This is a genomic window from Bacteroidales bacterium, from assembly GCA_013141385.1.
Lineage (GTDB): Bacteria > Bacteroidota > Bacteroidia > Bacteroidales > Tenuifilaceae > UBA8529.
This window is the reverse complement of sequence record JABFRB010000027.1, coordinates 38,923-56,524: the sequence shown is the minus strand read 5'-3', so window position 1 is coordinate 56,524 and position 17,602 is coordinate 38,923. Positions and strand designations below refer to the sequence as shown.

At 39.5% G+C, this 17,602-nt stretch carries 1 protein-coding gene; it reads left to right on the top strand.

Annotation, left to right across the window (positions count from 1 at the left end; genetic code table 11):
* Nucleotides 1-38: 38 nt before the first annotated feature.
* On the top strand, nucleotides 39-17,564 hold the full coding sequence (locus HOO91_15960) for an amino acid adenylation domain-containing protein (protein NOU19052.1): 17,526 nt from the start codon (nucleotides 39-41) through the stop codon (nucleotides 17,562-17,564).
* Nucleotides 17,565-17,602 lie beyond the last annotated feature (38 nt).

The window sequence follows — 17,602 nt, the reverse complement described above, 5'->3', positions numbered from 1 at the left end:
CCCACCCATTTTTTAATTATTTGGTAATAAATAAACGGATGAAGATGAAGGATGTTCACATATTTTTAAATGGGTTAAGACTCAATGCTGGTGCTATCTGGCTTGTGAATGATATCATTAAATTTAGTGCCCCTAAAAAGTTTGAAAAAGTAGCAAAAGATTTTATTGAAGAAAATAAAAATCAAATAGTATCAATTCTTAATGAGAATCAAATTTTCTCGAAAAAGAAATTTTTAGATACCGTAATCCTCAGGGATAATTCCTTGACTTATTACCCATTAAGTCTTTTGCAGGAGCGTTTATGGTTTATTGAGAAGGATGAAGTGGGGATTAAACCCACCCGCACTCCTTTGGTGTTTGAATTTGACGATACCATTGATTTAGAGGGCATAAAATATGCTATAAGACAGGTAGTTTCTAGACATGAAGTACTCGGAAGCACGATTGAACAACACGATAGTCAGGGATGTGCTGCAATAGTACATAACGAAATATTGAGTTTTGAAGAGATAATTTTTACTAATGTTGAAGAAGCTAAATCTGCTCTAAAAGAGGATATCAACCGTCCATTTGATTTAAGTCGAAATTATCCTATTAGGGTTAAATTTTATGCTACATCCGAGGTTTCGTTGAATAGTACATTGCTTTTAATTGATATCCATCCGATTGTTGCTGATAACTGGTCGTTGAACATATTCCAAAAAGAGTTAAATGTCTGCTACGAAGCCTATATCAATAAAAATTTCTGCTTACCTACCCTCGATATTCAATACAAGGATTATGCCTTATGGCAAAGGACCTATCTAACCGAAGAAATCCTTACAAAACAGTTGGAGTATTGGAAAACCAAATTATGGGATTACCAGAACCTTGACCTTCCTACTGATCATGCAAGATCCAACAAAACAAACTTTAGTAATTCATCTCAGAAATTTATTTTTGATAAAGTAATTAGTCAACAATTAAGGGCTTTAGCCAACAAGTACAATACTTCCCTACACAATGTGATGCTAAGCAGTTTTGGCATCCTTTTAGGTAAATATACAAGTCAAAGTGATATTGTGGTTGGACGTATAAGCACTAATAGGCAGAATCCTCAAACTGAAGGTTTAATTGGATTATTTGCGAATAGGTTGGCTGTTCGAATACAACTTAGTGAAAAACAGAACTTTGAATCCTTGATAAAGCAGGTTCATAAAGATCAAGTGGAAGCTCAGTTGAACCAAGATCTACCTTTCGAAAAGTTAGTTAAGGAATTAGACATTCAACGAGATGCTTTAAGACATCCTGTTTTTCAGATAATGCTTAGTGTAAATAGTTATGAAAAAGACCTAAGACAAAAAAAACATCTAAATACAATTCAACAAGAAGAAAATTATGATGTTGCGGAATTTGATTTATCAATCATATTAGACGATAGTCGGGAAGAGATTTCAGGACGAATAATGTATGCTGTTGCTCTATTCGAAAAGGAAACCATTGAAAGACTTATCTCTAATTATACCTATTTGATAGTTCAACTTACGGAATCACCTAAAAAATTCTATAGCCAATTTGGTCTATTAGATCCAAAAGAGTACAAAAAAATTGTTTACCAGTGGAACGAAACAAATAAAGACTACCCAGGAGATAAAACAATCCACCAGTTATTCCAAGAACAGGCAGAAAAATCACCGGAAGAAGTGGCTTTGGTTTATGAGCAGCAGAAGTTGACTTATAAGGAACTTAACGAAAAGAGCAATCAGCTGGCTCGGCATATCCAAACACAATACAAACAAAGAACAAATCAATCTTTAAATTCAGATAGTTTTATTGCCCTTTATTTAGATAGGAATTTGGAGATGGTGGTCGGGATATTAGCGGTGCTCAAGGCTGGTGGGGCTTATGTACCAATAGATCCAGGTTACCCGCAGGAGCGGGTGGACTACATTTTGGAGGATACCTGCGCAGAGCTTCTACTCAGTCAGAAACATCTAGTAGGAGAAAGGCAAAACCAACTACCCCGTGATAAGGTTATTAACATTGATCTAGCAGAGGATATCTACAGTAAGGAGGACGCATCCAAACTCCCACAGCACAGCAAATCAACGGATCTTGCATATGTGATTTATACATCAGGGACTACTGGAAGACCCAAAGGAGTGATGGTGGAGCATAGAGCCGCAGTAAACACCCTATTCGCTATGCGGGGTATTTATAATAGGAGTAAAATCAGCAGAGTCACTGCTTACACCGCTTACACATTTGATGTATCCGTATCAGAGATATTCAATAGTCTAATAGGTGGGCTGGAACTTCATATCCTAGCTGGCAATACTCGTAGGGATGGTGCTCTCTTGGCTGACTACATGATTAGTAACAAGATCAACCTTGCCTATCTGCCTCCAATCCTTTTGGGTCAGTTGCCGGAGAGGGTATATCCAGATTTAAAGGGGGTAGTATACGCTGGGGAACCCTGTGAGAGACAAACGGCAAAGCTATGGTCAGCAAGAGCGGAACTATATAATTACTACGGGCCAACAGAGGCAAGTATTTATGCAACAGGTAAAAGAATACAGGAGTGTGAGGTTGAGCAGATTGGGCTACCAATTCAGAACACCAAAGCCTACATACTCGATCCAAACGGTATCCCAGTTCCGATAGGGGTTATTGGTGAGTTGTATATTGGCGGTGCAGGTCTGGCTCGTGGTTACCTAAAACGCCCCGACCTGACAGGGGAACGTTTCATACCAAACCCATACGCTACCGAATCGGACAAGACAAACGGCTATACACGGCTCTATCGAACTGGTGATTTGGTGCGATGGCTATCCGATGGTAATATCGAATTCATTGGCAGAAATGATGATCAGGTAAAAATCCGTGGATATAGGATTGAATTAGGCGAAATTGAATATGCATTAACCCAAATTCTAGGAATAAAACAGGGGTGTGTTCTTGTTAAAGAGAGAAAAACTGATTCGGGCAGTAGTAAATATCTAGTTGCCTACTATGTGCAGGATAATAGTGAAAATTTAATCACCCAAGAAACTATTTTGGACAGTTTATCGCACTTACTCCCTGAATATATGGTACCCAGCGCTTTGGTGGAAATGAAATCATTCCCTTTGACCATCAATGGCAAATTGGACAAGTCCGCATTACCAAACCCTGTTTTTAGTTCATCTACTGGCGAGTATGTTGCACCAGCAACAGAAATGGAAATAGAATTATGCAGGATTTGGCAGAAAGTATTGGGTATTGATAGAGTGGGTGTAACTGATGAGTTCTTCCGAATCGGCGGTAATTCCATTTTGGCTATACAAGTTTCACACCAAATGAGCAAGGCTCTAGGATTTGATACTCAGGTTGCGGATGTATTCCGATATAAAAACATATCACAACTACTGTTTCATTGCATAGATAAGGCTCAGATAAGTATATCAAAAATAGAGGGCAATGAGGCCATCCTTTCTTTTGCACAAGACCGTTTATGGTTTATTGAGCAGTACGAGGAAGGAACTAATGCTTACCATATCCCAGCAGTATATGAACTCAATGTCGATGTTGATGTGGAGGGTATAAAGTATGCAATTAGGCAGGTGGTCTCACGTCATGAGGTGCTTAGAAGCACAATTGAATCACGCAATGGACAAGGAATTCAGGTAGTGCATGATGCTCCACTAGGCATAGAAGAAGTAACCCTTCTAAAACATGATGATTATGAAGCCCTTATTAGAGAGGACATCAACCGCCCATTCAACCTAAGTTCCGAGTACCCCATTCGAGTTAAGTTATATAAAATCCCTTCGGATGATTCTAAAAACGGAAATCCATTGGGTAGAACTTTATTGCTGATCAATACCCATCACATTGCAACCGATGGCTGGTCTGTTGATATCTTACAGAAAGAGCTGGTCGAATACTATAAAGCCTATGTTAGGCATAACTTTGATTTTGGACTACCTGCGTTAGAGATTCAGTATAAGGACTATGCGGTATGGCAGAGGACTTATTTGAGCGGTGAAATTCTTGAGAAACAGATAAAATATTGGAAAGACAAACTGTCTGACTATCAAAACTTAGATCTACCCATTGATTTCCCAAGACCAAACCGTGTAGACTACAAAGGGGCATATTTAAGATTTAGTTTCGATAGACAAATTAGCAATAAATTAAGAATGCTGGCTTTGCAAAGTGGCACTACATTACACGGTGTAATGTTGAGTGGGTTAAGCATTCTTTTAGGCAAATACACTGGTCAGGATGATATTATAATCGGCAGCCCAACCGCCAATCGCCATCACAGACAGACTGAGGAACTTATTGGTTTCTTTGTTAATACACAAGTAAATCGAATTTTACTAAACCCTGAGCAAAGTTATGAATCATTAATCAAAGAGGTTCATCAGGGGCAAGTTGAAGCACAGTTAAATCAAGATTTACCCTTCGAACGTTTGGTAGAGGAGTTAGGCGTTACTCGAGATACCACACGACATCCAATTTTTCAGGTGATGTTTTCTGTGCAAGATTTTAGCAATCAGGGTAAGGTCTTCGACTATGAGAAAGGTTACCTCATGCCGATAGAGATAGAGTCAGCATACGAGGTAGAACTGTTTGATCTCTCGATCTTCATAGACGATAGTCAAGAGGAAATTGCTGGGCAAATCAGCTATGCTACTAGCCTGTTCCAAAGGAATACTTTAGAAAGGTTTATCCATCATTATACCCATTTGGTTTCCCAACTTGCGGAAACACCTAGTAAAAAACACAGTCAAATTAGCCTGCTTAGTTCTGATGAGTACCGTCAAATCATATATCAATGGAATGAAACTGACAAAGACTACCCAAAGGACAGAACGATACACCAGTTATTTCAGGAGCAGGTGGAGAAAACGCCGAACAGCGTAGCGTTAGAATACGATGGGCATCGGTTGACCTACAAGGAACTCAACGAGAAGAGCAACCAGCTGGCACGGCATATTCGAGAGCAGTATCAACAAAAAACGGGTCGCTCTTTTGCCGTGAACTCGATAATAGCGCTATACCTTGACAGAGGCATTGAGTCAGTGGTCGGGATGCTGGGGATTATGAAGGCGGGTGGAGCCTACGTGCCGATAGAAACCACCTATCCACAGGAGCGTGTGGACTATATTTTAGGAGATACCCAAACTGAACTAGTTCTTAGCCAAAGACATTTAACCAAGGATGGACCGAATCTACTACCACAGGATAAAATAATTTATATTGATATTACCGAGGGCTTTTTTGGTAGTGAGGATAAATCCAATCTTCCACCGCATAGCAAATCAGAAGACCTTGCCTACATAATTTACACATCAGGAACAACCGGTAAACCAAAGGGCGTTGAGTTGACCCATAAGGGACTTTGTAATCTTGCTTTTGTCCAAAGAAATCTACTAGGCATTAATGCTGAATCGAAGATGCTGCAGTATGCTTCATTAGTATTTGATGCCTCCGTATGGGAAATATTCAGCACCTTACCATTCGGAGCTGAACTCTCAATTATTCCTTCAAGCATAAAACAGGATGCTTACCTACTTAGCGACTATTTGGCTAGTCATAAAATAACTGTAACCCTGTTACCGCCTGTAATGTTAAGTTCGATGCCATACACCCAATTACCTGCTTTACAAACATTATTGGTTGGAGGGGATCTGAGTTCGTTAGAAACAATGGACAAATGGAGTAGGGGGCGGACGCTGATAAATGCCTATGGACCAACAGAAGGTACTGTGATCTCAACAATGCATACATATGCAGAACGTGATTTAAATACCAACATAGGTAAGCCAATAGATAACACTAAAGCATACGTTTTAAGTAGCGATTTAAACCCAGTTCCTATTGGCATTATTGGGGAATTGTACATCGGAGGCATTAGCTTGGCACAAGGTTATCTTAAACGCTCTGACTTAACGGAAGAACGGTTTGTTCATAATCCTTTTGCTACGCAGTTAGACCGAGAGAAAGGTTATACACGTTTGTACAGGACTGGAGACTTTGTAAAGTGGTTACCTGATGGTAATTTGGAATTTATTGGTAGGAATGATGGTCAGGTGAAGATCCACGGACACAGGATAGAACTTGGCGAAATTGAACATGCACTTAACCAAATACCCGGTGTAAAGAATAGTTGCGTTTTGGTCAAGGAGCGGAAAACAGATACTGGAAATAATAAATATTTGGTTGCATACTACGTGCTTGATCATGTTGAGGATTTGCCAACCCAAAGTGCAATTCATGATAAACTATCGCAGGGGCTTCCAGATTACATGATACCCAGTGCTTTGGTGCCAATAGAATCATTTCCGCTAACCATAAATGGAAAGTTGGACAAACGTGCTTTACCTGATCCAGATTTCAGCCTATTAGTTGAAAGTTATGTGACCCCAACAACAAATGTTGAAACCGAGGTGTGTAAAATATGGCGGGAAGTTCTCGGGTTGGAAAGGGTTGGTATTACTGACGATTTCTTCCGAATAGGGGGCAACTCTATTTTAGCCATACAAGTATCGCACCGGATGAGCAAAGCATTGGCTTGCGACATTAAGGTGGCCGATGTATTCAAGCAAAAAACCATATCGCAATTACTGATTCATAGCCTTGGACATGCCCAGATAAATATACCAAAAATAATTACTAATGAAGCCCCATTGTCCTTTGCACAAGATCGTCTATGGTTCATTGAACAGTTTGAGGAGGGTACAAATGCATATCACATTCCAGCAGTTTACGAACTTGTTGCCAGCACTGATGTGGAGGGAGTGAAATATGCTCTACGTCAGATTGTTTCTAGACATGAGATATTACGAAGCACAATTGTGCAGATTGAAGGGCATGGCGTTCAAGTGGTGCAAGATAAGCCATTAAGCATTGAGGAGATAGTCATTCCCGATAACGGGGACTACGAATCCTTATTGAAGGCAGATATAAACCGTCCATTCAACTTGAGTTCAGAGTATCCAATCAGGGTTAAGTTCTATCACATACAACCTACTAGGGAGGTGTCTAAAAATAAATCAAGTAGAACCCTGTTACTCATAAACACCCATCACATTGCCAGTGATGGATGGTCAATGGATATCCTTCAGAAAGAATTGAATGCTTACTACGAGGGTTTTGTTAATCAAAACGTTGATTTTTCCTTGCCCACTTTGGATATCCAATATAAGGATTATGCGGTTTGGCAGCGTACTTACCTGACTGGAGATATTTTGGAAAAGCAGTTACGCTACTGGGCTAATAGTTTGTCTGGTTATCAATCGTTGGAACTACCCACCGACTTCCCAAGACCAAGTAAGGTAGATTACAGCGGTTCAAGCCAAGTGTTTACAATAGATCATGAGGTTAGTCGACAGTTGAGAATGCTTGCTCAGAGGCATGGTACAACGCTTCACAGCGTGATGCTAGGAAGTGTTAGTATTCTTTTGAACAAATATACAAGTCAGGATGATATCATTATAGGTAGTCCCATTGCTAATCGACATCACCGACAGACAGAGGGGCTGATCGGATTCTTCATCAATACGCAAGCAAACAGAATCCTGCTCAACCGCACACAGAGTTATGATAATTTGATATTGCAGGTTCATCAGGGGCAAGTGGAGGCTCAACTGCATCAGGATCTCCCCTTCGAGAAGTTGGTAGAGGAGTTGGGTGTCACCAGAGATACTTCCCGTCATCCTATTTTTCAGGTGATATTTTCTGTGCAGAGTTTTGGTAATCAGACACAAACTCAGAAGTCGCAGAAAAACTATATTCGACCACTCCATTTTGAAGCGTACTATGAAATAGAGAAATTTGACCTGTCGATTTTCATTGATGATAGTTTAGAGGAGATTACGGGACAGATTAGTTATGCAACCAGTCTGTTTCACAAAGAAACCATTGAGCGGCTTATCGCTCATTACAAGCACCTACTAACAATGCTTGTGGAATCTCCAGAGATGCCTTATAGTCGGTTAGGTCTGCTTGACACTGAAGAGTATCAACGCATCGTCTACCAGTGGAATGAGACGGGGAGGGAGTACTCTAGAGATAAAACGCTCCACCAGCTATTTCAGGATCAGGCTGAGAAAACCCCGATGAGTACTGCCTTGGTTTACGAGCAGCAGAAGTTGACTTACAAGGAACTTAATGAGAGAAGTAATCAGTTAGCCCAATATATTAGAAATCAATACCAACAAAGAACAAATCAGCCCCTAAATGCGGATACCCCAATTGCCCTTTATTTAAATAGGAGTTTAGAGATGGTAATTGGAATTCTTGCAGTCCTGAAAGCAGGCGGAACTTATGTGCCGATTGACATCACTTACCCACTGGATAGGGTAGATTATATACTGGAGGATACTCAAGCAGAAATCATACTAAGCCAGAAATATATAAATACCGAAAGTCAAGCGCAACTACCTGAAGGAAAGATTATTTGCATAGATCTAGATGAAAAATTATATAAGGAAGAGGACTCATCGAATCTTTTACTACCTAGTTCTAGTAGCGATCTCGCTTATATAATCTACACATCAGGAACAACTGGCAGACCCAAGGGGGTGATGGTGGAACATAGGGCGGTAGTAAACACCTTGTTCTCAATGCAGGGGATTTACGATGGGAGTAAAATCAGTAGGGTCACTGCATACACCTCATACACGTTCGATGTATCCGTATCAGAAATATTTAACAGCCTCATAGAGGGGCTAGAACTTCATATCCTAGCGGGTGACACCCGTCGGGATAGTGCTCTTCTGGCAGATTACCTGATGAGCAACAGGATCAACCTCGCCTACCTGCCTCCCATACTACTGGGTCAGTTACCGCAGCGGGTATACCCTGATCTAAGCATGATGATATATGCGGGAGAACCCTGCGATAGGCAAACGGCTAAGATATGGTCTGCGAGGGTGGAGTTATTTAACTACTACGGACCAACGGAGACGAGTATCTACGCAACGGGTAAGCGAATACTGGGCGGGGAGGTCGAGCAGATTGGGCGACCGATCCAGAACATTAAAGTCTACATACTTGACCCATGTGGTAACCCTGTTCCAGTAGGCATTATCGGTGAATTGCATATTAGTGGAGCGGGTCTGGCTCGTGGCTATCTGAAACGCCCAGAGTTAACGGTAGAGCGTTTTATCCCCAACCCCTTCGCCACAGAAAGTGATAGGACTAATGGTTACACTCGCTTGTACAAAACTGGCGATTTGGTGCGATGGCTGCCAGATGGAAACATTGAATTCATTGGCAGAAATGATGATCAGGTAAAAATTCGAGGGTTTAGGATAGAGTTGGGTGAGGTTGAGCATGCCATATTACAGGTTACTGGAGTAAGACAGTGTTGTGTACTTGTTAAAGAACGGAAAACGGAAACTGGTAATAATAGGTATTTGGTGGCTTATTACGTATTGGATGACGAACATGAAATGCTTACTTCAGAGGAGATTCTCGGTAAAATGTCACAGTTGCTTCCTGAGTACATGATGCCAAGTGTACTAATAGCAATGGATTCATTGCCGTTGAATATCAATGGTAAACTAGATAAACGCGCACTTCCAGAACCAGATTTCAACCTGTCAACAGAAGATTATGTTGCTCCAACTACAGATATAGAATTGGAATTATGTAGGATTTGGCAGGAAATACTGGGTTTGGATAGGGTTGGCACAACAGATGATTTCTTTCGAATAGGGGGCAACTCTATCTTAGCCATACAAGTATCGCATCGGATGAGTAAAGTGCTGAATTTCGATGTAAAGGTTGCTGATATATTCAAGTACAAGACCATATCGCAGTTATTGTCCAACAATATCCGTAAAATTCAGATTCACATAGATAAAACACTGGCAAAGCAAGCCGACTTATCCTTCGCACAGGATCGTTTGTGGTTCATAGAGCAGTATGAGGAGGGAACTAATGCTTACCATATCCCTGCTCTTTATGAATTGGATGTTAATACAAATGTGAAAGGATTAAAATACGCTATAAGTAAGATAGTTGAGAGACATGAAATACTCAGAAGTACAATTGAGCAGAATGATGATCAACAAAATGGCACTCAAGTAATACATGATAATCCATTAGATATTGAAGAAGTAGCATTATCTGATAAAGAGGATTATGATGCCTTGGTTAAATATGACATTAATCGTCCCTTTAACCTAAACAGCGAGTATCCCATCCGAGTTAAGTTCTACTATATCCAATCCAGCGAGGCAACACCTGAGGAAAAAACAAATAGAACATTACTTCTTATTAATACTCATCACATTGCGAGCGATGGATGGTCTATAGATGTTTTTCAAAAAGAACTCTATGTGTATTATGATGCATACATCAATAATAATAAGGATTTTAGTCTACCTGCTCTTGATATTCAATACAAGGACTATGCTGTTTGGCAGCGAAAATATTTGACTGGAGAGACCTTCGAGAAGCAGATGAGTTATTGGAAAACCAAATTACAAGATTGTCAACCTTTAGAATTACCAAGCGATTATAATAGACCCACCAAGATAGATTACAGAGGTGCTTGTCAGGAATTTACATTGGGTAAATCCGTAAGCCAAAAATTGAGAGAGATGGCTCAGCATCATGGCACAACATTGCATAGTGTTATGCTTAGTAGTGTTGGAATCCTTATGGGTAAGTATACTGGTCAAGACGATATTGTCATTGGAAGTCCAATTGCAAATCGACATCACCGACAAACGGAGGGATTAATCGGATATTTTGTAAATATACAAGCTAATCGACTTGTAATCAAAATTGAACAGTCTTTTAAAGATCTGATTCTACAGGTTCATCTGGATCAGGTAGAGGCGCAGTTGCATCAGGATTTGCCCTTTGAAAAATTAGTGGATGAATTAGGTGTTGCCAGAGATACTTCAAGACACCCAATTTTTCAGATAGTATTCGGTGTACAGAATTTTATGAATACAAACAAAACCTCTGATCAACAAAAAAATTATCTACGACCACTTCAGACAGAGTCTGTTTATGAAATAGAGAAATTTGATCTGTCGATTTTCATTGATGATAGTTTAGAAGAGATTACTGGACAGATTAGCTATGCAACCAGTTTGTTTTGCAAAGAAACCATTGAGAGGCTCATTGCTCACTATAAGTATCTACTAACACTTCTTGTGGAATCCCCAGAGATGTCTTATAATCGGATAGGCCTGCTTGATCAAGATGAGTATCAACGTATTGTTTATCAGTGGAATAAAACCGAAAATGATTATCCAAAAGACTGTACGATTCATCAGCTATTCCAAGAGCAGGTAGTAAAAACTCCGAATGCAATAGCACTGGAATATGATGGACAAAGGCTTACTTATAAGGAGTTAAATGAGAAAAGCAACCAGTTAGCATGGTTCATTAAGGAGCAGTATCAGCAAAAAACAGGTAGACCTTTTGCCTTGAATTCGCTTATTGCTCTATATCTTGATAGAGGTTTAGAGGCAGTAATCGGGATGTTCGCAATCATGAAGGCTGGTGGAGCATATGTGCCGATGGACACCAACTACCCACAGGAAAGAGTAGATTATATTCTGGAGGATACTCAGGCAGAACTAGTTCTTTGTCAAAGACACATAATCAAGGATGGTCAAAATGTGTTACCTAATAACAAGATAGTTTTCATAGATCTTTCTGAGGATATTTTTAACAATGGAGATAGATCAAATCTTCCACCATATAGTAAACCGGAAGATCTTGCCTATGTGATATATACATCAGGTACAACTGGCAGACCTAAAGGAGTTGAATTGATTCACAGAGGGTTGTGTAATCTTGCTTTTATTCAAAAGAAAGAGCTTGGAATAAATTATGGGTCGAAAATGTTGCAGTACGCTTCGTTAGTGTTTGATGCCTCGGTATGGGAAATATTTAGCACCTTACCATTCGGGGGGGAACTTTCGATAGTACCAACAAATGTAAGGCAGGACCCAAGTATGTTGTGCGATTATTTGGCTGATCGAAAAATAACCACAACCCTTTTGCCTCCTGTGTTATTAAGTGCAATGCCCTACACTCAGTTGCCAGATTTAAAAACATTATTAGTTGGGGGAGATTTAAGTACCCAAGAAATTATGGACAAATGGAGTAAGGGGCGGACGCTGATAAACGCCTATGGTCCAACGGAGGGTACAGTAATTTCGACAATGCACACATTTGCTGATGGAGATTCAAATACAAATATTGGTAAACCATTAGATAATATAAAAGTGTATGTTCTGGATAATAATTTTATCCCAGTTCCAGTAGGCATTATCGGAGAGTTGTACGTAGGGGGAATAGGCTTGGCTAAAGGCTATTTGAAACGACCCGACCTAACCGAGGATCGTTTTGTTTTCAATCCATTTGCTACAGAAGTAGACCGCGAGAATGGATTTACTCGTCTTTACAAAACTGGAGATCTTGTTAAGTGGTTACCTGATGGTTGTTTAGAATTTATTGGCAGGAATGATGGTCAGGTTAAGATCCGTGGGTACAGGATAGAGTTGGGCGAAATTGAACATGCACTTGCACAGTTACCATGTGTTATGCAGAGTTGCGTTCTTGTCAAAGAAAGGAAAACCGAAACTGGAAACGACAAATATTTGGTGGGCTATTATGTACTCGATCACAACAATGATAAGTTAAACCAAAGTACAATCCAGAATAAGCTTTCACAGGTGCTACCAGATTACATGGTGCCTAGTGTTTTAGTGCCGATGGAGTCATTCCCTATAACTATCAGCGGGAAACTAGATAAACGGGTTCTGCCAGATCCCGAATTTGGCAACGAGGAAGACTATGTTAAACCGGAGACTGATTTGGAGATTAAGCTCTGCCAACTTTATGCTGAAGTCTTAGGCATGGAGAGTGATCAGATTAGCACCCATCAGAATTTCTTTAGGATGGGAGGAAACTCCATACTGAGCATCCGACTTAAACAGAAATTAAGCCAATTGGATGAATTTAAACAAATAAGCGTTGCTGATCTATTCAAATTTAATTCAATAAGCAAACTTATACAAAGCATAAAACCAGACAATGAGGTTCAATATAATTTACAATACAATAAAGTTCAAAATAACGACCATGAAATTGCTATTATAAGCATTTCGGGAGCATTTAGTGGGGTGAGTAATATTGCAGAGCTATGGCAGCTCATTGCAAACCAGCGGGAGGGAATACAATTTTATAGCAAAGATGAGTGTAGAGAGCTAGGGGTTGAGGAAGTTTTGCTTGAAGATTTTAACTACGTACCAGTTGCCGGTAAGGTTAAAAACATTGAACTATTCGATCCTCTTTTCTGGGATATTTCTCCTAATGAGGCAAAATTGTTAGACCCTCAAATTCGTAAATTTATTGAGCATTGTTGGTTTGCCTTAGAATCTTCTGGCTATGCTCAACTAAGAAAGAATCTAAATATTGGGGTTTTTGCAGGTAGTGGTAATAGTGATTATTTCTATCATCATATCCTAAACGGGGAGATGGCTGAGCAGATTAACCTTTGGGACGCATCATCCTCAAATAACAAAGATGCGATAACAACAAAAACGGCATTTCTTCTTGGATTATTAGGCCCTGCCATATCTATTAACACTGCCTGTTCTACAGGATTAATCTCTGTTATTGAGGCTTGTAAGAACCTACGACTGGGTGCCTGCGATATGGCACTGGCCGGGGGGGTGTCGCTATCCATGCCTGAACAGGTTGGCTATGTGTACCAGGAGGGGATGATCCTTTCAAAGGATGGTCACTGCAAAACCTTCGATAAAGAGTCATCTGGTACCACTGGGGGATCAGGCGTTGGGGTAGTGTTGCTCAAACGCTTAGGAGATGCAATTAAGGATAAAGATAATATCCTAGGGGTTATTAAAGGCTACTCATCCAATAATGACGGTGATCGCAAGACAGGCTACACCGCACCTTCGGTGATCGGGCAGAGCGAATGTATCATCAATGCGCAGAGGATGGCTGGAGTTACCTCCGACCAGATCGACTACGTGGAATGCCATGGTACAGCAACTAATCTAGGAGATCCAATTGAGATTCAAGCTTTAAGAGAGGCGTTTGAATATAATCTACCAAAGGAAAATCGTTCAAAAAATAAAACAATATTAGGTGCAGTAAAAGCCAATATTGGACATACTGATTCTGCAGCTGGCACAGCTGGCTTAATTAAGGTCTGCGCAATGCTTCAGAATAGCACTTTCCCAGGGCAGCCGAACTTCAGCGAACCCAACCCAGAACTGCATCTAGATCAGACCAGCTTCGAGATCACCAAAGAAAATAGGGAATGGCTCCCTAACCCCAACAAGCAGCGTTTGGCGGGAGTGAGTTCATTCGGAGTTGGGGGTACTAACGCACATGTGATCATCGGCGATTACTCTCCCAGCACACGGGAATTAGAAGAAACTATCCACGCAAAGAAAGAGCAAGGTGATTTAGCGCAGCATATTATTCTGATATCCGCCAAAAATAGGCAGTCCTTGGAACAGTACAGACAGGAGCTGGCTAAATATCTAGATAAAGCCAATAGTAATGGTCAACCAATAAACCTTCAGGATATCACATATACCCTGCAGGAAAGGAGAGAGCATTTTAGCTTCAGAAGTGCGTATTGCGCCAGAAATGTATCTGAATTACTTGATAAGCTAAGATTATATACGTCATACGCTGAGACACATGCAGAAAGCAGCAATAAGGTCGTATTTATGTTCCCCGGACAGGGTGCACAGTACATCCACATGGCAAAGGCTTTATACGATAATGAGCAACATTTTAAGGACTGCATTGATCAGTGCATCGCAATTGCCAATCGGCATGTTGAGATAAACCTTTTCGACGTGATGTACCCTGGGGATGAGATTTCTCAGCATGACATCAACGAAACCCAATGGACACAGGTATCGCTGTTTACCATAGAGTATGCTATGGCAAAATATTTGGAGCATTTAGGCGTAATTGCTGATGCCTACATTGGACATAGCATTGGTGAATATGTTGCAGCCACCCTATCTGGAGTGTTCACCCTTGAGGATGCCATTCGGGTAGTAGTCGCAAGAGGACAGCTAATGCAGGCCATGCAATCTGGCTGTATGCTTGCAATCAATGCAAAGGAGGAAGTTGTTAAAACAATCGTAGAAGAGTATGGGTGTGAAATAGCGGTTATCAACTCCTCGGAGGACATAGTGGTCTCTGGTACGAATGAAGCAATAAAAAAACTTAAAATCGATTTAGACGGACGGGCTATTTCAACAATTAGTCTAACTACCTCCCATGCTTTTCATTCAAGAATGATGGAGGACGCTGCAAATGAATTTGAGGGTGTTTTCAAGAATATCAAACTAAAAAAACCAATTAAGTACTTTGTCTCCAATCTGACAGGTGAAATAGCAAAGGAGGAAGTAACTACATGTGATTATTGGTGTAAGCAACTTAGGAATACGGTACAATTTGCAAAGGGGGTAGATTGTTTGAGCAGGCAATATAACCACAAAATTTGCTTTATTGAAGTAGGAACTGGCAAGGGATTAAGCTCCTTTGTGAAAAATTACAAAAGCGCAAACGGCTATAAATCGCTAAATACATTGCAATTACTTCCCTCAGCCAAAGAAGTAAGAACCTACCAAAACATAGAGAGTAAAGAACATTTTAGGGCGAAACTTTGGATGTCCGGCATTATCCGTAAACCGAATGAATCCAAACTATTTCAAAACGCAAACCTAGTATCTGGATTGCCTACCTATCAGTTTAATTACCAGAAGTGTTGGCTAGAGAAAGGTAGCGGGAGAGACACTAAAAAGGTTAATTCAGTTGACGAAATGTTTTATAAACGTTCTTGGGAAAGAACTGATATAAAAGCATCTTGGAATACCGAGGAAATAAAACATAAAAATATATTAGTATTAATAAACGATAAAAATATCCAACAAGACGGAAGAGGTGAATTATTGGATTTATTAAGTAGTCATTGCAATTACTTAAATTTTGTCATTCATCAGCAAACTAATAATATTAAACCTGAGTTCACATTTGATTTTAGTGATTTATCGCATATAAAAACTATATTTAATGAAAAGGCAAGGACTAAAGCGATAGATTTGGTTATATACCTTTCGCCAAGTATTGATATTGAAAATCCAAGTTTAGACATTTTTGCTGTAAGAAATATTTTTAATTGGTCAAAGGATACTGGCAATAAAATTCCAAAATTCGTTTCGATTTCTTTTGATAATTATGAAGTTATAGGAAATGAAAGGTTGCAGGAAAGAGCATCTATAATATTTGGAGTTACCAAATCAATCCCCTTTGAGTACTTCACTTCAGGAACCAAAGCATTTCACATAGATTTATCATCACAAGAGAGTAGCTATAAAGATTTATTGCTGCCTGTTTTAGTGCAAGACGAAGGGAAAGATTTAGTAGTGATAAGGGGCAAATACCAATGGTTTCCAACCTATCAGCAAGTAATCTCCTTGACGAACCAAATAAAGACGAATACTAGTTTGCAATCCGATGGTTCTGTATTTCTAATTACCGGAGGATTAGGTGGTATTGGTTATGCTTATGCTAATTCTATTGTTCAAAAAGATTCAAAATGTACACTTATTCTTTTAGGTCGAACTAGTGAGGCAAACTTAAGAGATGACTATAGAACCAGACTCTCCTATTTAAGGGATACTAAGCATCATATCATCTACTCCCCAATAGATATTGGTTGTGAGGATGCTTCACCTCTAATTGAGAAGTTATTAGCCGAAAACAGTATCAAAGGCATTGATGTAATTTTACACACGGCAGGCGTTGCAGCTAAAAGTGCTTTAACTGAAAAAACTTCCAATGATATTGAACTAGTTGTAAGGCCTAAAATAGTGGGGATCGAAAATCTAATTAAACTTGCCAAGTCTGTCAGAATAAATTATCTGGTAAGCTGTTCGTCATTAGCGAGTATCCTTCCTTCCTTAGGTAATATGGAGTATACAGCGGCAAATTTATATTTAGATGAAATAAGCTATAGAAGTCATCCTAATATTTTACACATATTGACTATTGGCCTAAATCAAATTTCAGATACGGGTATGGCGATTGACTTTATGAAGAGTCTTACGACAGATCAAGGAAAAACTTTAAATTCAATTAAAAGCTACGAATTTTCTGATGCTCTAGGAAAATTGGTGCATACTAAAACCGAAAAAAGCATTCTTCTATCAAGATTTGATTTTAACAAAGAATATTCAGATAACATCAGACAACAAAATTATACAGACGAAAAGCCAAAAAATCAAAAAAAGATCAGTATCCTAGAGGATAATTATACAGAGGCAGAATATCAAATAGCTCAAATATTTGGCGATGTACTTGGCGTAGAAGAAATTTCATTGCATGATGATTTTTTCAGCATTGGAGGCAATTCTATTTTAGCCATACAAGTATCGCATCGAATAAGCAAGATACTAGACTATGATGTAAAAGTTTCTGATATTTTTAAGCATAGAAGCATTAAGGTCTTATTGTCAAATGTTTCAAAGTTGGAGGTTGCAGATGATAATATCAAATGGGAATTCTAAATAATTTGATTATCCCTTAAATTAAATTGTAAGTTTTG

Bases quoted from the DNA above. Each gene is read 5' to 3' on its own strand.
- HOO91_15960 (NOU19052.1), top strand. From the start codon at position 39: ATGAAGATGAAGGATGTTCACATATTTTTAAATGGGTTAAGACTCAAT.